The following is a 20047-nucleotide window of genomic DNA, read 5'->3' as shown; positions in this document are numbered from 1 at the left end:
TTTATCATTTATTTTTCCAGAGACTCCCAACCACTAAATCCTCCATCAAAACGAAAAACATTCACTTCACGGGATTGCAAAAGTTTCATTGCGTTAACGGATAAGAGGCAAAGTGGTCCTCGGCAATATACGATAACCTCTTTTGTTTTAGGAAATTTGTGAGTTAAAAGATCGTTATAGGGAACATTAATTGCATCTTGGATATGGCCTTTTTTATATTCTTCTTTAGAACGAACATCAATGAGGAGGGCTCCTCCTTTTTTCATTTTCTTTTGAAGTTCCGAGAAACTTATATTATTCTTTATGTTTGGTGCACTTCCACTGGATGGGCTTTGCCTTTCGGCAATACTAAACACAGCAAACTTTTCCAAAGCAAAGAACAAATCTTTCATTGGTCCTTGTTCCCAGCGGTAAAGAATCCTTTTTCCTTCTCGACGAGTAGTCACCACATTCGTTTTTTTTAAAGCTTGGAGGTGTTGTGAGGTATTCGCAACAGGAATACCGGATTCTTCTGACAAAAGCTCCACAGACTTTTCACCGTTAGACAATAGTTGGAGTAAAATCAGACGAGATTCGTTCCCAAGCATACTCGCAACTTCGCTCATACGTGGTATGATTTCCATACTTTTCATATACTATCTCATTCAAATGGGCATTCGATTTTCCCGCAAGAAATTTTGTATTGGTATCTAAAAAACTATAGACGTTCTATCATTCAATAAAATAATTGAATGATAGAACGTATGTTGGAGGATATTATGGATTTTCTTATAGAGAATGACTGGAAGATCGTTTTTGTTGGGATAGGGGCAACAATGGCCATGGATGTTTGGCGGCTCTTTTTGCAAAAAACGGTTGGGGTGAGTTCGCTTGACCTTGGGCTTTTGGGACGTTGGGTTGGTTATCTGTTTCGAGGAAAAATTTTCCATACTTCGATAGGAAAGACCGAGGCGATACCGAATGAAACTGAACTTGGTTGGGCCTCGCATTATGCCATAGGGATTTTGTTTTCGTTTCTATTGCCTATCATTTGGGGAGATGGTTGGTTAAAGAATCCGATGATAGTACCGGCACTTTTGGTTGGAGTTGGAACCGTTGTGGCTCCTTGGTTTCTCATGCAACCGGCTATGGGAATTGGAATTGCTGCTTCCAAAACGCCCAAACCTTATCAAGTGCGACTCAGAAACATTGCCATTCATACAGTTTATGGACTTGGACTTTATGGATCTGCACTTCTAACAAATGTTTTGTTCCGTTAAGAATAGGATTAGGATTATTTTATGAAATATATTACTGTGACTGCTCTCATTGTTCTTTTCGGATTTTTTTCCGTAGGCATTCCCATTGCAACACTTCCAGGATTGATTAAAGGGACCTTGGGTTTGAGTGATGTTTGGCTCGGAATCATACTGGGGACACAATCACTTGTAACACTAGTGAGTCGGCATCATTCCGGTTCGCTATCTGATTTAAAAGGACCAAAAGTTGCGGTCCTTCGAGGATTATTTTTCGGTGTGATATCTGGAATTGTTGGGTTGGGAATTGTATATTTTCAAGGCGTTTTGGGATTAGTATTTCTTCTTGTTGGAAGAATTATTTTGGGATATTCAGAAAGTTTACTCATCACTGGTGCCCTTTCTTGGGGTGTAGGTTTGGTTGGACCATCTAACGCTGGTCGTGTGATGGCTTGGAGTGGAATGGCCATGTATGCAGCGATTGCGATCTCAAGCCCCTTAGGTTATTTGATGGTACTTCAATTTGGATTTCAGGGAGGAGTGGTTCTTGCGATTCTATTCCCTATTTTTGCCGGGATCATTTCCTATTTTGTTCCTGCTGTTCCACCGGTTGGTAGTGCGAGGATTCCTTTCTATCAAGTGGTCCCTAAAGTGTGGAAACAGGGAATGGGTCTTTTTTTCGCAGCTGTTTGTTTTGCTGGGATTGCCGGTTTTAGTACATTACTTTTCAAAGAAAGAGGATGGGAAAATGCTCATTGGGTGATGGTCATTTTTGGATCCGCATATGTTTTAGCTCGTATCTTCTTTGCACAAACTGTAGATCAATATGGTGGTAAAAGAATTGCGCTGATCTTCTCTGCTGTTGCCATTTTAGGGCAAGGTTTATTATGGCAGGCAAATCATTCGTCTTTGGTATTTTTAGGGGCAGCACTGACTGGATTTGGTTACTCTCTTGTGTTTCCTGCTTTTGGTGTGGAAGCAGTTAAAAATATGGAGGCAAAATTTCGTGGTGTTGCTCTTGGAGCTTATGTAGCTTTTTTTGATCTCGCACTGGGGGTGACTGGACCGCTTGCTGGGTTTGTTGCCAAACAATTTGGTTATGCAGCAGTGTATGCATTTGGAATGATTGCTTGTACATTATCTTTCCTCATTGCCTTAAGTTTAAAAGAAATAAAAAAGATAACTGAAGCATAAAGATATTTGATCCCCTTAGCCAAAATAAAATCTTTTTGATTTGTTTCTATTGGCTAAGGTTTGTGTTTTTTTCGAAACTCAGAAGGTGTTAATTTTGTTAAATCTTTAAAGGCTCTGATAAAGGCATTTTTGGAATTGAATCCAACATCAAAACCAACCCGAAGGATGGGCGTATCAGATTCTATCAGAGCTTTTTTCGCAAATTCAATTCTTTTTTGTCTGATGATTTCAATTAGACTTTGGCCGAAGTATCGATTGCATACTTGCGATGTTATGTGAGAAGAAAGTCCCATGATATCTGAAATTTTGGGAAGAGTCAAATCACCTTCTAAAATCAATTCTTTTTCAGTTAGCAAACTTTCTAAATGTTTTCCCAGTTCATTTAATTTTTGATCCGATAAATAAGACTTTTGGTATTTGATTGTGTTTTGGTTAGGATACAAAATTTGGTCGGTATTCATCTCTTTTTGGTCAAGATAAATTCTGTGCCAAGCAAATCCAAGAACCCATACCGAAAAACCAATGTTAGATATACTTTCTGAAATTTTCCCAGGGAAAAAAATACAAAACAATATACACAGAGATAGCCATATGACCAAAACTAAAACATAACTAGAAAAAAGTTTCTCTTCTCTGAGAAAACCATTGGAAAACTCTCCCAATAACAATCGAAAACGGTAATATGCTCGCAAAAAAACAATTAGAGAAAAAAATAGAGTCATCATTTGAAACAAATTTACCTCACTCAATATTCCGTTTTGAGGATTGTTTTTGAGAGATAGAATTTTATCATCCCCACTCAATAAAAAAAATGGGATATGAATTAAAAAAAATAAAATTGGCACCAATAAAAACATTCCGGACCAAATTCGATTTTCTTTGGGAATCCCAAAATATCTTGTCACTGCAAAAGAAAAAAATGGGGCAATACAAAATCCAAAGAGATAACCTACTTTGATAAGATGCGGAAATTCATTGAGTTTTCCTAAAAAGTAAACGAGGTTACAAATCATAATCAAAGAGAGGAAGAAGAAGAAATATCCTAAATCACGACTGAATTTTCTTCCTACAATTTCTTGGCGATGAAAATATAAGCCAAGGAATACAGACTGCATAAAACCTGCACCGAGTAAGATGGACCCTATCATTTGAAAACCAATCCTAATGTGTAAGCTAATCCAGGGAATGAAATATTTTTTTTAGAAAAGATGAGTCCCATCCCATCGGGTGGGACGACAAAGTTTTCGATTTGTCTTATTCTATTTGATAGGATAGTTATGATAACCAAAGCGAAACTTCTCATCATCTTAATATTTTTCTTTTTTATAAGAAGTCCCATTTTCGGGAGTTCTACCTTTTCCAAAGAAGAGTTTTCAATAAATTTATTCCGTGCTCCCTCTATCGGAGGGGAATATCGTCAAGATCGATTTTCCATTCATGGTGGGTATTATGTGACTAACTTTGATCCGGGAACAACGAGTGAGTTTTATAAGATTGGCCTTGGCTATTGGTTTTTACCTATGACTTTAGGTTCGAAAACAGAACAACCTTCTTCTTTTTATACTTATATTTCTTACGGGAAAGGCATTAATTTGGAATATATAAATAAAGACACGATTATGTATGAATTAGGTTATCGGTTTATGATTTGGAAAGGTTTCAGTTTTCGGTTTGGACTCATCCTGCTTGCAGCCAATGGTGCACATACTGAACTTAATCCAACTCCGGGAATTAGTTATTCGGAATTTTTTTAAGAGGTATCATATGAAAAAAGAAACAACTCAATGGAATCGTTATGTGGGAATCATATTTATTACGATTCCCTTTCTCGTCCAAATACCTTATACGATCTTAATCGTGAACTTTCAATATCCTGATATTTTAAGGAAATCGACGGAAACAATTTTAACGGAATTTCACAAAGGTGGTTCTTCCGTTGTCTGGACTTGGTGGTTTTTTGGAATTTCGGGTCTTCCACTTATTTTTGGTTATCTTCATTTGTATCAAATCTCAAAAAGTAATCATCCGCTTTTTTCTTTAGCAGCTGTTATATTTGGAATTGTTTCTTTGTTTTTTCAACTAATCGGACTTTTACGATGGGTTTTTGTTGTACCAATCCTAACAAATTTATATTTTGATCCACTTAGTACTGATTTAGTGAAAGCAGCCGTTTTAGTAAATTTCCAAGCCATTCATCATTTGTTTGGAGTTTTGATTGGCGAACATCTAGGGCAACTCTTTACTATTTTTTGGATGTTGATGGTCTCAATTATGATTTGGAAAGATCATCTTCTCCCAAGTTGGCTTGCTGTTTTTGGAATGATTTCTTCCCTAGTTTATTTTTTGGCCCAATGGGAATTGTTTGCCATTGTGATTCCAAATTTAAAAGAAATTCCATTTGCTGGTCTTTTGGGAAGTTTATGTTGGTTGTTTTGGATGGTTTTTCTCGGTATCCAGATCTTAAAGAAAAGTTTTGTGAGCGATAAATATGGTATAAAAGAACATTAAAACATTCGCATGTATTTTTAAATCGAAAAACACCTTCCTTAGTGACAGGAATGACTTACTGGCAGGCTGTATTTATTGGAAAGATAACACTCTACTATTTCTCTATCGCTTGCAGTAAGGACTTGATCGAAATAGATCAAATCACCCATAAATCCATCTAAATAATCACCGTCTAACGGGGGAAAACCACTCCAATAATACCTACCGATATCAAGGTTTCCACTAAGACAGTTGTATGTAGGTGGGCCAGAGCTAGAAGAACTGGTTAAAGTTCCGCCATTGAATAGATTTCCTGATGTTCCATTGTAGTCAAGAGACACGAGAGTTGTTGTGTTGGGGGAATAAAAAGAAGAATTGGCAATTAACCTTGCCGTATTGGCTGGCGGATCAAACAAACTGACAAGTTTCCCTCCTCCACCATCAGGCAAATAGAATAACTTACCACCTAATCCGTTATGAAAAATTCCATCACTTCCTGAACCATTCATATCATTAAACACAGCAAAGATTGAGTTTGCGGTGGAGTTTAATTCAGGAGCACATGCTCTAGATAAAAATGTTCCTGTTGCATCAAAAAAACGTAGACCCTTCGATCCATTGATGCCAGTGGCATTAAAAACAGGCTGTTGGGTTCCAATGCCTTGGCTCACATGAAGACCATTTCCACTTCGGTCATCCACAATCCCTATACAATTGGATCCTCCACTACAAATTCCTGGTCCAAAGGAAGCCGCTTCAGGTATGAGAAATAACTTCAAGCTACTACTAGCAGGAGTTTGGTTCCAGCTACTCACTTGAGTCGGATAAGCACCAGAGAGAGTTCTGATTTCCGAAATACTGAGAACACGATCATAGATTCTAATTTCATCAATATCTCCGGTAAAGTTGGCAAGTCCATCGAGACGTCTTCCCACTTCCAGGCTAGGTCCAAGGATAGTAAACCAGGTTTTTGCTTCCGAAACTCGGATCACTCCATTCTCATAAACGTCAACATTTGGGGAATTATAAGTTCCGCAAAGGTGCATCCATTGGTTCCGAAAACCTTCGTGGAAGATTGTTACATCGTTTGAAACACCAAACATACCTGTAACGGTATCAGAAACAACAAGCCCGTTTCCTTGTGAATTTGTAAAGGAACCATATCCCACAATATATTCGCCGAGCGAACTCGATTTATTAAACCAGGCACAAATGGTTCTTGGGTTAGACCCTGCCGGTAAACCATTGGGGCTTAATTTTTGCATATAGGAAGCCCCATTAAATCTGTAAGCTCCGTTTGGGTTCCCATTGCGATCAGTGGTGGCAGTGGCACCACTGATTGTTAAATCATTTTGTCCTGTGCCATAGTCTTTTGCATTTCCGTTGAACGGGAAATAGGTGATAAGTCCTGCGGGCATTTGAACAGCCATTCGTCTTATTGACTCATCATCGATGGCTCCTTTAAAAAAACGAACATCAGATACTTTCCCTTTGAAATAAAAACCATTCCCTGCATCGCCCACTTTGAATGTGCCTGAGGGAGGATTTGGGTTTGTCGTAAAAACCAACGGATCTAGTAACCCATTGATGTAGATTTTCCAGTTTGGATAGGAACGCTGGAGTACCACATGGGACCATTGGTTTAGTGGTAATGCCGCCGTTGTATTACCACTTGGTCCAACAGCACCTAGTGAGACAGACAATCTTCTCGATGTACCCATCGTATCAATCAAGAGGCCAAATCCATCGGTTCCACCTTGTCCATTGTAAAAGATAAATTGAGAACCTCCTCCCCCAGCAGGAAAAACCCAGGCAGAGATAGTGAGGTTATCTGAAATCTGAGGTGTGATACTGGATGTGGATTGAATGAAGTCACCACCCCCATGCAGTTCGTATGCTCCAGAAACGAGAGCATTTTCATCCGGTGAAAGAGTGGGGGCACCCATCACTAAGCCATTGTTAATCCCAATCGAGTCGTTGGCGTTTCCATCGAATGTATATCGTAAAACTTCTGATGGTTCTATACTTCGGAGAGAATGGTTTCCAGTATCTGCAATATAAACTTTCAGGCCATCAGACAAAAGAAATCCAGGAAAATTCAAAAGTCCGTTTCCACCAGTATTATCAGAATAACCAGAGACACTGCCGACAAGGGTAGTGACTTTATTTGTAGTTAGGTTTAAATGTCTGATTTTATGTCCGGACCATTCTGAGATAAATAGATTGGTTCCATCTGTGGTGAGTCCATGAGGATCATTAAACTGGGCCGCGGTTCCAATTCCATCTGTGGAAGCTTGCACTCCATCTCCGGCAATTGTATCGACAGCGTTTGTTCCAGTAAGGGCGATCCTGCGAACTTTCTGTCCGCCTCCAACACCAATATCGGTAACATAGAGGTATCCTCCAAGTCCGATCACTGCAATTGGTGACACAAAGCGAGCATTGGTTCCTATGGGACTGTTTGTAAAATTGCATAACGTGGCACCACCTGCAAGAGTGCTAACGGACGTTGTGACTGGGTTGACTACCCGAATGGTACAATTGGAACGATCAACGATATATAGATTTCCATTATACAGCGAAATCCAAGAAGGATCATTGAAAGAGGCTAAAATTCCAGAGGTATGATCGGTCGAACCTACACTTCCTGATCCTGCGAAAGTGGAAACAACGCCAGTTGCTAAATTTACTTTTCGAATTCGGTTCCCACTTGCTTCTAAAACAAATAAATTGTTACCATCTGTTGTGAGACCTGTAATTGCATTAAACTGAGCTGCAGTTCCGACACCGTCTTGGCAATTAGTAGTGACAGTACCTGGACATACAGTTCCCCCTCCAGTATTGCCACCAGCAAGGATCGTTGTAGTTCCACTGGATTTATCAATCTTTCTAATGACAGCGTTCATTGTGTCCGCAACATAAATAAAATTTCCATCAGTGGTGATCATTTTGGGGCCATTAAAACGAGCAGCTGTTGGGCTAGCAGTGGCAACTGCTCCACCCGTGATGGCACCGCCTCCACCAGCATTCATTGGAAAAGAACCTGCTATTGTTTTAAGGAATGTTTGCCTTCCGATTAGGCTTGTCCCGAGATCCGAATTGGCTGCAGGGTGGATGTTTCCACCTACGATATATCCATTAACACATGTGATAAATATAGTAACATTTGCAGCTGCCATTGTCCCTACAGTAAGTGTGGGATCATCAAACGAACAAACTGTTCCCATAGGCACTGCTGTCAAGGTCACCGCATAATTGGATCCAGTGGCAATGAGGGTTGTAAATTTTGTAAGTCCGTTCGTTCCGATGTTTAAAGTTTCTGCTCCGTTATTTTGGACGGTAATAGAGCCACTGAGTCCTGAAACATTTACACCTACTTCATAAAAGTTGGCACCAAGTCCACAAGTGATACTAATGTTTGTTATATCGCTACTTTGAACTACACCCTGGGCATTGGCAATGGAACATGTGAGTCCGGCACCATTGGTAACAAAACTGACATTATAATTTTGGCCTGAACTGAGTTTTGTCGGAAATGTAAAATTTCCATCAGTGGCAACCGTAACCGATTCTTGGTTGTTTGTTACAGTTACTGATGTTCCGGGAAGGAGGCCTGAGACAACGCCACCAATGTTATGTCCCGTAAATTGTGGGCCTGAGAAAAACTTAAGGAAGGTTAGAAATTCTAGAGGATTTCTGACAAGCGAAGGCAAACCGCAGGAAGAGAGGAAAAAAAATACCAGAGGCAGTGTCAATCTCTTCATTGGGGAAACCCGTCGCTTTATGGAACTATGGAATGATTGCGATATTTATCAAGATATTTCGGTGATTGATTTTGAAAGTTGAGTATTTTGAAATATTCCGTAATTTGCAAAAGACCAAAATCAATTAAAACGGAAAAGAGGAGGCCTATCAAAAAGATTAATTATACCTTGCTATTTTAATGTATGTTTGTTTGATTGGTAACAGATTCAAATTATATACGTTTTTTTAACCTCAAGAGTAGTCCTCCACTTTTTTGCATACTGATCTCCTTTAAAAGTTTTCCCCTGCATTTTCGTTGTGTTTTTTACCTAATTTCCTCTTTGGAAAGTCGTTTCTAATTCATTACAATTTAAGAGTCAAAATCAAAATTTGAGGAAATCAAATGTCAGTTAATATATATGTAGGCAACCTTTCTTACGAAATGACGGAAAACAAGTTAAACGAACTTTTTTCAGCACACGGCGCAGTATCTTCTGCTAAAATCATTACCGACCAGTACACCGGTGGATCAAAAGGTTTCGGATTTATCGAAATGAAAGAACGTAGAGAAGCAGATAATGCAATCAACGACTTAAACGGTAAGAACATTCTGAACCGTGAAATGAAAGTGAATATTGCAAAACCAAAAACCAACAACTGGAACTAATTTTTCAAATTAGATAACGCCTAGAACAAACAAATAGAGATTTCGCTGAGAAGTGACACATTATTTGTTTGTTTTTTTTATCCATCCTACTTTTCTTTTCATCAAACCCGCCTCAAGTCCTTGCTGTAGTCAAAAACGATTCATTAGTTTCTGAATTTATTTTCTGAAATATATATCGGGGCGACCTATCCCTGTGTTCCTGCTATAATCCTCTGCCAAGATGAAAAGTAGAATCTGTTGCGATAACCATGCACTTGGCGAAATATATAAATTAATTTTTGTTTTGTTCTTTTTTTCGTTTTCTGCCTTTGATTGTAACCCTTCCGATTTGAGCAATGCTGGGGACGTATACAGTCGTGAATTTAAGGAAACTCAAATACTCGCATGTATTTTAAAAGGTAAGGATTGTATCCCCTGTACCGGGACTACTTCCTTGTCGTATCCGCAAAACACTTACCTTTTGGGACAAAATTTCCCAGTTTTCATTAAAACAAATCTATGCAGTCAAATTATCTCTTGTAAGGTTTCACCGGCATTACCGACAGGACTAACGATACAAAATGAAACTTGTGAAATCAGTGGTTCACCAACGACTATTTCAAGTTATACGGATTACTTGGTCACTGCGACAACAAGTAATGGAGAGACAAGTACAACCTTGCGAATTGGTGTTGAAATGGGATCACTTGTCCATTTAAAATTTACGAATGGATCCTTTGAGAATTCAGGCATCCAACCATTAACACTAACAGCAGGTTCATCTCTGACTTTCACTACTGGATATGAAGGTGATCCAAATGGGGCAATACATTTCAATACAACAGATATTAGTTCCCAAATAGGGGGAGATAGTATGCTGCCAAGTGTGATATCGCCTAGAACCATTTGTATATGGCTCAAGCCAGATGCACTTCTTGGGACTGGTGTTCAGGAATTAATTTTTTCTTATGGCACACTTTTTAATAATGCTTGTGGGTTTGGATTACAAAATACAGCGGGCGTAACAGGGTTACTTTTCTATAGCGCTAAGCAAACCTTTGCTCCGCCTGCAGGAATTTGGACGCATATTTGTATTTCTTTCGATGGAACGAATTCCTCTTACTACACAAATGGAAGCTTTTTAGGATCACAAACGAATGTTAGTCCGGCAAGCACTATATTACAAAGAATTACATTCGGAAGTTGGGGAGGTGGGTATTATTACCACGGTGGCATTGATGGATTTCGTGTCTTTGGCTCTGCCCTCAGTGCAACGGCAGTCAGTCAGGTTTACCAAGGTTTGCCCGTGTTAGGCCCATAAAAGTTAATTCAATTGTTAGTTTCACCTAATTGTCTGTATTGCAAAGGACTCATACCAGTTGATTTTTTAAATTCAACATTGAAAGCCGTTTTCGAACCAAATCCGGTAGTATAAGCGACTGAAAGTATAGAAGTTTCAGGGTTTTCTTTTAATATTTTTTTTGCTTCTGTAATTCGAAAAGAATTGAGGTAACTTCTGAAACTAACACCTAACTTGGAGTTGAGTAGTTCAGAAGTTTGTTGGACTGTTAGCCCAATGGCCATTGATGCAATTTCTAAGTCGAGTTTTTCATCTAGATATGGTTTTGATTCTCGCATCCAAAATTCTAGTTTTGCAAGTGTTTCTTCTGTATTGATGGAGTTTAACTTAGATTTCAAATAACGTTTGTTTTGATTTGAATCAATATTTAATGTAAGGATTCGATGGAGGATTTCATTTCGTTCCCCTTCTAGTGTTTCATATTTTTGTAAAAGATTGAATAATAGAAAAAATAAATCGATGGGAAAAATAAATACAGCAGAATAGAGAAGGGGAGTTGAATACGGCAGGATCCCCAAAAAGTAAAACATCGTATTGTAACTTACAATAAAATAAGATCCCCAACTGATCAGAAAGAAAAGGATTCGTTTTTCTCCTTTGAAATAATTTCGTAAGGCAGTTCCAAGTATTAGGGGTATGGAGATTAAATAAATATAGGTAGCGATCCTTGAAAAAATTTTTGTTGTATAAGAGGTTAGAATTGCTGGGATACAAAACATTGCAATGATTCCCATGAACAGTAAAATCTTATCAATCGTTGGATTGTTTACTTTTGTATTTAAAAACATTCTCACAAATTGAAAAGAAAAAGGGATGCCAAGAGTAGAAAATACTAGTATGGCTTTGTTTTGCCACCAGGGAGATTCTGGCCATAATACATCATAAGCATTTCCATATTGTCCATTGTACCAGAGTACAGTGCAGACTACATATCCTGCATAAAAGAAGAACTCGCTTAATCCAAAAGCAAAAAAATAGAATAAAGCAAATACGAACATTACTGCACAAATACCTAAGATCATCCAGATGATCGCTGTTTCTAAAATATTTCGTTTGTTAAATGCTCTCTCGTCCATCGATCGAATAGGAAAAGAAATTAATGACTTTGACTGGATTCGTATGTATAAATAATCTCCAAATTTTTTGTTTGGAATCTGAAAACTAGGGAAAAGTGCATCTGGAATTGTCCACTTTGACTTAGGAATCATATCTCCTGTTTCAAATGTTTGGTATTCCTTTTGATTTACTGGGTAATAAAGAATGGCAGAGTCTAGGGCTTTCCAATCTAAAGAAAGAATCCTTCCTTTTGCAAACTGAAGATCATTTGTTTTTCCTCGAAGCCAAATAACATCATTAGTAAAATTAAAGGAAAGTTGAGTATTAGATATTTGGAACCAAGTTTCAGTTTTTAGGATTTGGGTGAATGGAATTTCTTTACTTGAGTCTAGGTAGAATTCAAAATGATTGGTTACATTTTTGTTCTCAATGCTTTCGGTTACACAGGAAGTTATTGTGATCATCAAAAATAGAAAAAGCATTCGGGAGATTTTTTCCATTGAGCTAAATTGTTGTTTTAGTTTTTTAGCTATGACAAGTCTTTTTACCAATCTGTTATCAATTTGTCTTCTAACATCGATTCATATTGTTTACTATTTGTACAAATTGAATGAACGTAAGTTAGCAACTGGCCAAGAACTGCATTGGTTTCTTCGGATTTTTTTCATCTAATCTGTGTTTTTTTATATAGGTGGTCGGATGGTCTAAGGTTTTTTTGGAAACTCTAATGTAAATTTGCTTCCTTTTCCTTCCTCTGATTGGAAATGGATGCTCCCCCCATGAAGGCGCATTAATTCAAAACAAAGTTTAAGCCCAATCCCAAACCCTTTTTCTCCCATTGTACCAAGAGATGTCATGGGCTTTGAAAACAAATCTTTTTGTCGTTCGACTGGTATACCTTTGCCATTGTCTTCAATACAAATTTCTGTGAACATTTGCTGATGATTGATACTTACTTTGATCCATCCATTCGGATGACTAAATTTAATCGCATTCGCTATCAAATTACGAAGAATTTCAAGGAGAAGGGAAGTGTCAGCATAAACAGTCGTTGTTTCGGGAATCTCTATTTCTAACTCTAACGACTTCTTTTTCAATTCAAAAGCAAAGGAATCTGCCAAAGGTTTGATTATCTCGGTCAACTGAATCTCAGATAAATGCAAATGGATTTGGCCTTGGTCCAATCGAAATCTGTTCAGATTCAGAAGGTTTTCTACTGTCGCCATAGTATTTTCTAAAATAACAAAAACTTGTTTTGAAATATGGGTTTTTTCTTCTTCGGTTGAGTTTTTGTCTGTAACCATTGTTAGCGCAGAGTAAATTGTGCTTAATGGTGACCTAAGGTCGTGTGCAACAAGAGAGATCAATTTATCTTTCCACTGATTGGCTTCTTCGGCTATCTGTTTTGCTTCCTTATATTCCTTGGTGCGTAGAATGACTGTCTTTTCTAATGATTCATTGAGAGAGGCTAATTCTTTTCCCAATGTTTCATTTTTGATAAATGATTTTGTAAAGTAAGAAGCTAAAACCAAAGATTGGAGAAGGACAGTGGACAAGTATGAGTATTTAAGAATCAAGAAATAGTTGAAAATTCCATAGAGATATAGTGTGTCATTGATCGCACTTAAAAATAATATAACCTGGATGAGTAGAAATGGTATGGCCATTTCTTTTTTCTGGAAAACGGCATAAATGATACAAACGATGGAATAAAATAAACCAAGTATCGTAAGGAATAACCCATAAAATGTTGTTTGTGAACCTAATTCTGAAGGAGTGATTAAAACAAATAGATATAGAGCTGTACAAGATAAAACAAAGAAGTTCGTGATGAATTTTGAGAAATGATCGGGGAAACGTTTAGTTAAAAATAAAAGATAAAAAGGCATTGCTAAATAGAAAATCAACGAAAGTGCAAATGCGAGTCTGTAAGGAACTTCTGGGAATAAAAAATAGAGTGAATCACCATTCAAAGAAATGGAATGTAGGGCAATTATAAAACTATACAATCCAAAATGCAGAACTAAAGATCGATCTCTTCGAAATAAAAAAACTACGAAATGATAGAACGCCATAAATAACAAAGCACCGGTCAAAAGAGAGTCTCTAATGACTTCATGAAACATTTGTATGCTGGTGTTTTGGTAAAGTCCTAATGTTGGGGGATACCAAAATGCTCCATCATCATGGAAAAAATTTGAAACATGAACCAGTATTTCTGTTTCTGGGTTTGGATGGGTAAGGATTAGAATCCCGGAACTGCGCGTGGGGGACATCGTTTCTTTGGAGGTTCCAACTTTACCCAGTTCTAATCCTAATTCTCCATTGGTGTAAACGGACATTGCTGCCCCGCCAGTTTGGAAAAATCGTAATGCATAAATGTTTTTTTTTGCTATTTCTGGGAGTAAAACTTTTATTTGGTACGTGGCATAACCAGTTCCTTTGAATTTTTCCTTCCAACGTTCTCCAATCTGTTGGAAATTTTTTGTATTTGGTGTGGTTTGTTGATTCGCCTTTATATTTTTCTGTGTATTGAGTGTAAGATGGTTCGGGGTACTAAGTTGTCCCCAATCAAATTTCCATTCTCCAGAAAGAGGGATGGTCTTATGAAAATCCCAATACCGAAGGTCAATTTCACCTCGGATCGCTACCGGGTTATCCGCATTTTGTGAGAGAGGTGTACACGTAGAACAAAGAAAAAACAACCCAATCGAAAGTATCTTTTTCATTTTCGAAAAACCGATGCTTGGATTATACCCATCACTGCCATCGTGAAAACAAGGAAGATACTGTCACAGGTTATTTTCAATTTCCAAAAGAGAGGATTGCTACGGCACTACCTCATTTTTATAAGTGTAAACACTAGTTTGTTTCTACTTTTGCATCTCTACTGAAACTTAATCTTAGTTTTCGTTTGGTTCGTTGTTACGTTTGCTGTTTTCTTTTTGAAATCAACTGAGTCTATTGAATCATATAAAATGGGAATGATAACGTTCCCTTTTTTATTAATGGCACCATACTTCCCTCCGACGATTCTGCTATGTTCTCCATCTGATTTTGATTCGCAATTGTTACAGACAATGGAAAGTCCATTCTCGAAAGGGAAAACAAAATCATAGGTAGCAGGGATTTGTTTTTTACATTGAGGATTGAAAAAACCAAATTTTCTGTTTTCAACAAATCGAGCCAAATTTTCTGAATAATAGTCTGGACCATTATCATAAGGAAATACTTCTAGAAGGATTTTGTTTTGGGTATTGATACATAACCATCGGTTTTCGCTCACAACAAATCCGACCAATTCTTTGGTGAAATCCATTGCATGTTGGTATTGCGGTTTAATGATTACTTTGCCTGCTTTATTTTGATAACCGTAGAGTCCGTTTTCTTCAAATGCAACGGGACGATTGGACTTTGCCAAGAGTGGAAACACGAATAGGAGGAAAATAAAGATTTGTTTCATAAGACTTACCAGTTTCAATTTTTATAGTTACCTTAAGTTTGGATGTTGATTCTCTTCGTTTTACGCAAAAAATATACACAATCAGCGGAAAAAAAAGACAATCCAAAATGATTCTAAAAAATAGAACTACATCCGACTCTCAAGATCTTGTTAGAATGAAAGAAATGAAATCAATGTCAAGTGATTTGGATTCATTCTAAAATTTGCCATCTGATTGTGATAATACTGAACAGCATTATATTATTACTGTATGAATGATAACGTATATAGGATATATTTATATCCAATAAAGGTTATTTGTTTTACTTTCAATTTGTAAATTTTGTGGTTGGGATTTTTAAGGAAATTGCATCTTATAAACAATCAGGTAGGAATAAAATGGAACAAGTGGTTCACGATGATGAAAAAATGAAATTTTGGATGTCTCTTGTTGATAGAATTTCATGGAAAACAAAACCTTCAAAAGTTTATGATAAGAGTGATGATGGACTTTATCATTGGTTCCCTGATGGAATTTTAAATACTTCCTATTTGGCTTTAGATTTTCATGTAGAATCAGGCAAAGGGGAAGAGATTGCTATTATTTATGATTCACCTGTAACCAATTCAAAATCCAAATTATCATACCGTGAACTTTTAGAGTCTGTTGAGAAAATGGCTTTCACTTTGGATTCGTTAGGTGTTGAGAAAGGTGATACGGTTGTTATATACATGCCGATGATTCCGGAAGCTCTAGTTTCTATGTTGGCATGTGCAAGGATTGGGGCTGTTCACTCTGTTGTTTTTGGAGGATTTGCACCTCATGAATTGGCCGTTCGCCTTGATGATTGTCGCCCCAAAATAGTAATTACTGCATCTTATGGAGTAGAGATTTCGAAAATAATCCCTTACAAACCACTATTGGACGAAGCGATGCATCTTTCATCCCATAAACCAGATCATGTGATCCTCAAATCAAGACCAAATTTGGAAGTCATCATGCATACAGGTAGAGATTTCGATTGGGATGATTTGATGGAGACTGCTGGTAAAAAAAAGGCAGTCAATGTCTCTGCGGGAGACCCACTTTATATTCTTTATACTTCAGGGACCACTGGAAAACCAAAAGGTGTCGTGAGAGATAACGGAGGTCATGCGATCGCTATGCATTACTCCATGGAAGTTATTTATGATATGAAACCTGGCGAAGTATTTTTTGCGGCCTCCGATGTAGGTTGGGTTGTTGGACATTCTTATATTGTGTATGCACCGCTCATTTATGGATGCACCACTGTATTATACGAAGGAAAACCAGTCCGAACACCAGATGCGGGTGCTTTTTACCGAATCATCGAGGAATATAAAGTCAAAACTTTGTTTTGTGCACCGACTGCTTTCCGAGCCATTCGAAAAGAAGATCCAGACGGTAAGGAACTTTCTAAATATAATATTAGTTCTTTAAAATATTTGTTTTTAGCGGGAGAAAGAACAGACCCAGTGACTTATGATTGGGCTTGTGAACTTTTGAAAGTACCTGTGGTGGACCATTGGTGGCAAACGGAAACTGGTTGGGCCATAGCTGCCAATATGATGGGAGCATCTCCTGTTCCAACAAAGGCTGGTTCTGCGACAAAACCTGTCAAAGGTTTTGATGTTCGTATTTTGGATGAAGAAGGCCTTGAATTAGGCCAGGGAGAAAAAGGAAATATAGTAATCAAACTACCATTACCACCGGGATGTTTGCCAACATTATGGAATGATCATAAAAATTTTGAGGCTTCCTATTTATCTCATTACCCTGGATATTATCTAACAGGTGATGGTGGATATTTTGATGAAGATGGTTATCTTTTCATTCTTGGACGAATTGATGATGTGATTAATGTAGCAGGTCACAGACTTTCTACGGGCGAGATGGAAGAAATTGTCGCAGAAAATTCTTCGATTGCTGAATCGGCTGTGATCGGAATTGCGGATGAGATCAAAGGGCAAGTCCCATCGACCAAAAATCGATCGAATTTGACATCACACATCGGATCCGAGAAAAAATTGGAGCGATTGCATCTTTAAAGGCAGTTGTCTTTGTAAAAAGACTACCAAAAACTCGTTCTGGAAAAATTCTACGTAAAACAATGCGTAAGATGATTGACGGTGAAACATTTTCCGTTCCGTCCACCATTGACGATCCTTTCATTTTGGATGAGGTAATGGATGTTGTTCGGATAAAATTTCCAAAATCAAGTATTTGATATAAATAAATCAAATAATGTTTCATTAAACGTAAAACAAACCACGGCAGTGTCTATTTGAATCTTGATGAAGCAAAATCTATCTTTGGTATTTCTCAGTTTCGAGGAAACCAAGAACAAATCATCCAACACATTCTTTCTGGACAAGATGCGTTGGTTCTTATGCCAACAGGAATGGGTAAATCTTTATGTTATCAAATTCCAGCAATCACCCTACCAGGAATTTGTATCGTGATTTCTCCATTGATCGCCTTGATGAAGGATCAAGTCACCGCATTACAAAGAAAAGGTGTATCGGCAGAATACATCAATTCTAGTTTAGGAAAAGCGGAACGAATGGAACGTTATACCAAACTTAAGTCAGGCGATTATAAAATTTTATACGTTTCGCCGGAACGTTTTCAGAAAAAAGATTTTTTAGAAGCACTCAAAGGTCTAGTCATTTCCTTATTGGCCATTGACGAGGCGCATTGTATTAGTCAATGGGGACATGACTTTCGGCCTGATTATACTAAGATTGTTTGGTTTCGGGAGCTTTTAGCTTATCCTACCACAGTGGCACTGACTGCCACAGCTTCCAAACATGTCCAAGAAGACATTCTTTCCCAATTGGGAATTACAAAAGAAAAAATTAAAATTTTTGATGATGGGTTGTTTCGACCAAATCTTAAATTATCTGTAGTTGATTGTTTTGATTCAGAGGCAAAATACAAATCCATTTTAGATGATTTAAATCATACAAATGGAGCAACGATCATCTATTTTAGTTTGATCCAAGAGTTGGAAAAATTCAGCCATTGGCTCGATACAAAACATAAACGACATTTCGTTTATCATGGCAAACTTTCTCCAACACAAAGAAGTAAGATACAATCTTCTTTTCTCAAATCGGAAGAAGGAATTCTTCTGGCAACGAATGCATTTGGGATGGGGATTGATAAACCTAACATTCGTAATGTATATCATGCTCAGGTTCCAGGAAGTATCGAGTCTTATTACCAAGAAATAGGGCGTGCCGGTAGAGATGGCAATCCTTCTGATTGTAAACTTTATTATAGCCAGGAAGACCTTACAGTTCAGATGGAATTTATCGAATGGCAAAATCCAGACCGAATGTATCTAAAGAAACTCTTTGAAACCTTGTTAAAGAAACAAAATGAATTGTCTGGTTTAGATTATGAAACCCTACAAAGTTATATGAGTTTTAAAAACAAAGGGGATCATCGAATCCAAACAGCTCTCAGTTTAATCGCAAGTAAAGGTTTAATTTCTGGGGAATTGGAGAAAGGGACATTGCAGATTGAGTCTGAATGGTCAGATTCCATTTTTTCTGAATCAGAACTACTTGAAAAAAAGAAAGAGAGCCAGAAACGATTGTACCAAACTGTTTTATATACCAAAACAGAAACTTGCAGAAGAGAATTCATACATAATTATTTTGATTCTGTATTTAATGAATGTGGGAATTGTGATTTGTGTGATAAAAAAGTATTTAAGGCCGTCACTGACTGATAAGGATTCGATGACTTATCGATATTGAAATCAATTAATTCATTCGGCACCTCTTGTTTTCTTCTGAAAAATCAGTTACAATTTGTAATAGAAAGTGAGTATGTGTTTGATCTCCTTCCATTGGACTGGTCATTTTGTGATGAAACAAAAAGTGTATCTGAATATCGGTGAAGCATATTTTACTTCGGGGATATACGAAATTCGAACCATTTTGGGTTCTTGTGTTTCTGTATGTTTGTTTCATGAAAGAACAAAACATAGTGCCATCAATCACATTCTGTTGCCAGGAAGTTTGGGTAAACTAGAAGAAAAACAAAGTTTACGATATGGAATTACTTCCATGGAATTATTGATTAACGAATTTGTGAAATTAAATATCCCAAGGAATGAACTAAAAGCAAAAATTTTTGGAGGCTCTCAAACTCTGAAGTTAACAACAAACAATGCTGGTCCGAAGAATATAATGTTTGTTAAGGATTTTTTGCAGACTGAAAAAATTCCAATTATCAGCGAAGACACAGGTGGCGAATTATATCGAAAACTAGTTTTTCATACGGATAATTATGATGTTTTTATTACTAAACTTCAACCAAATGTATCAACCGAAATTCTAACACAAGAACGTCACTTCGAAACCAAGGTTCGTGAAAGAATGGTTAAAAAAACATCAGTATTTACTTTTTAATCCACTGACTCATTCATTAAAAATGGGCTTCGGATCGGTCTTTTTTACTATTTCAACTTAACCGATAATTTTCTTTAATACTTCAATTAAATCTTCATCATCAAATGGTTTGACAATCCATGCCTTTACTCCCGCATCCTTTCCTGCTTGGCGCAGGTGGTCACTCGATTCAGTTGATACGATCAAAATATTGGCACCATTTCCTTTTGGGTGAGCTAAAAAGTCTCGAGACAACTCAATTCCATTTTTTCCAGGCATATTGACATCAAAAACACAACCGTCGAAAGGTCCATTGAGTTCTAAACTTTTCATTGCTTGTTCTGCATTTTCAGCTTTGAAAATTTCATAACCTTCATCTCCAAGTACCATTTCCATTAATTTCAATGCAGTTGGTGCATCATCGCATAGTAATATTTTTTTTGACATTTTTTTAACTC

Annotated in this window: 17 protein-coding genes; 10 read left to right on the top strand and 7 right to left on the bottom strand. The window is 37.3% G+C overall.

Annotated elements, in window-relative coordinates:
• Positions 1-8: 8 nt before the first annotated feature.
• The gene (locus tag CLV96_RS17550) at positions 9-623 is read right to left on the bottom strand and encodes an ArsR/SmtB family transcription factor (RefSeq protein WP_243836540.1); all 615 of its coding nucleotides are present in this window, start codon (positions 621-623) and stop codon (positions 9-11) included.
• 135 nt (positions 624-758) lie between these two features.
• Between CLV96_RS17550 and CLV96_RS17545 the strand changes: the two genes are divergently transcribed.
• Positions 759-1259: a DUF2938 domain-containing protein gene (locus CLV96_RS17545; protein ID WP_040917079.1), complete on the top strand. Its 501-nt coding sequence runs from the start codon at positions 759-761 to the stop codon at positions 1257-1259.
• 21 nt (positions 1260-1280) lie between these two features.
• The gene (locus tag CLV96_RS17540) at positions 1281-2429 is read left to right on the top strand and encodes an MFS transporter (RefSeq protein WP_004786544.1); all 1149 of its coding nucleotides are present in this window, start codon (positions 1281-1283) and stop codon (positions 2427-2429) included.
• 53 nt (positions 2430-2482) lie between these two features.
• Here the strand turns inward: CLV96_RS17540 and CLV96_RS17535 are convergent, their stop codons facing one another.
• Positions 2483-3577, bottom strand: coding sequence for a helix-turn-helix domain-containing protein (locus CLV96_RS17535; protein ID WP_004786632.1), 1095 nt, complete (start codon positions 3575-3577; stop codon positions 2483-2485).
• Positions 3578-3706: 129 nt separating this feature from the next.
• Here CLV96_RS17535 and CLV96_RS17530 point away from each other — a divergent pair, with 129 nt between their 5' ends.
• Both CLV96_RS17530 and CLV96_RS17525 read left to right on the top strand, forming a co-directional pair.
• Positions 3707-4183, top strand: coding sequence for a hypothetical protein (locus tag CLV96_RS17530; RefSeq protein WP_004784219.1), 477 nt, complete (start codon positions 3707-3709; stop codon positions 4181-4183).
• Positions 4184-4193: 10 nt separating this feature from the next.
• Entirely contained in the window at positions 4194-4937 is a 744-nt protein-coding gene (locus tag CLV96_RS17525; protein WP_004785345.1) for a DUF4386 domain-containing protein, read from the top strand.
• A gap of 38 nt (positions 4938-4975) precedes the next feature.
• On the opposite strand, the gene CLV96_RS17520 is transcribed toward CLV96_RS17525, so the two are convergent.
• The gene (locus CLV96_RS17520; protein ID WP_004786331.1) at positions 4976-8680 is read right to left on the bottom strand and encodes a LamG-like jellyroll fold domain-containing protein; all 3705 of its coding nucleotides are present in this window, start codon (positions 8678-8680) and stop codon (positions 4976-4978) included.
• Positions 8681-9063: 383 nt separating this feature from the next.
• Between CLV96_RS17520 and CLV96_RS17515 the strand changes: the two genes are divergently transcribed.
• Positions 9064-9327, top strand: coding sequence for an RNA recognition motif domain-containing protein (locus CLV96_RS17515; protein WP_004786552.1), 264 nt, complete (start codon positions 9064-9066; stop codon positions 9325-9327).
• 220 nt (positions 9328-9547) lie between these two features.
• Positions 9548-10627, top strand: a complete 1080-nt coding sequence (locus CLV96_RS17510; RefSeq protein WP_004785787.1) for a LamG-like jellyroll fold domain-containing protein — start codon at positions 9548-9550, stop codon at positions 10625-10627.
• Positions 10628-10635: 8 nt separating this feature from the next.
• On the opposite strand, the gene CLV96_RS17505 is transcribed toward CLV96_RS17510, so the two are convergent.
• The 3 genes from CLV96_RS17505 to CLV96_RS17495 all read right to left on the bottom strand — a co-directional run bounded on the left by CLV96_RS17505 (position 10636) and on the right by CLV96_RS17495 (position 15185).
• Positions 10636-12204, bottom strand: a complete 1569-nt coding sequence (locus CLV96_RS17505) for a 7TM diverse intracellular signaling domain-containing protein (protein ID WP_004784992.1) — start codon at positions 12202-12204, stop codon at positions 10636-10638.
• A gap of 222 nt (positions 12205-12426) precedes the next feature.
• Entirely contained in the window at positions 12427-14451 is a 2025-nt protein-coding gene (locus tag CLV96_RS17500) for a sensor histidine kinase (protein WP_004787037.1), read from the bottom strand.
• Between the two features lie 158 nt (positions 14452-14609).
• Positions 14610-15185: a WG repeat-containing protein gene (locus tag CLV96_RS17495; RefSeq protein WP_004785709.1), complete on the bottom strand. Its 576-nt coding sequence runs from the start codon at positions 15183-15185 to the stop codon at positions 14610-14612.
• Between the two features lie 378 nt (positions 15186-15563).
• Here CLV96_RS17495 and CLV96_RS17490 point away from each other — a divergent pair, with 378 nt between their 5' ends.
• From CLV96_RS17490 to CLV96_RS17480, 4 genes are all read left to right on the top strand, one after another.
• Positions 15564-17234 (top strand): AMP-binding protein, encoded by a 1671-nt coding sequence (locus CLV96_RS17490; RefSeq protein WP_243836539.1) that lies wholly within the window; start codon positions 15564-15566, stop codon positions 17232-17234.
• Positions 17162-17413, top strand: a complete 252-nt coding sequence (locus CLV96_RS20170) for an AMP-binding enzyme (RefSeq protein WP_420813726.1) — start codon at positions 17162-17164, stop codon at positions 17411-17413. Before CLV96_RS17490 ends, CLV96_RS20170 begins: the two co-directional genes overlap by 73 nt.
• Positions 17414-17470: 57 nt before the next feature.
• On the top strand, positions 17471-18925 hold the full coding sequence (locus CLV96_RS17485; RefSeq protein WP_004786773.1) for a RecQ family ATP-dependent DNA helicase: 1455 nt from the start codon (positions 17471-17473) through the stop codon (positions 18923-18925).
• A gap of 100 nt (positions 18926-19025) precedes the next feature.
• Positions 19026-19610: a chemotaxis protein CheD gene (locus CLV96_RS17480; RefSeq protein ID WP_004785303.1), complete on the top strand. Its 585-nt coding sequence runs from the start codon at positions 19026-19028 to the stop codon at positions 19608-19610.
• A 57-nt stretch (positions 19611-19667) separates the two neighbouring features.
• On the opposite strand, the gene CLV96_RS17475 is transcribed toward CLV96_RS17480, so the two are convergent.
• Complete coding sequence (locus tag CLV96_RS17475) at positions 19668-20036, bottom strand: response regulator (RefSeq protein WP_004784508.1); 369 nt, start codon at positions 20034-20036, stop codon at positions 19668-19670.
• Positions 20037-20047 lie beyond the last annotated feature (11 nt).

Source organism: Leptospira meyeri (assembly GCF_004368965.1).
GTDB lineage: Bacteria > Spirochaetota > Leptospiria > Leptospirales > Leptospiraceae > Leptospira_A > Leptospira_A meyeri.
Note: the sequence above shows the minus strand (reverse complement) of the source record. Positions and strands in the feature narration are given on the sequence as shown.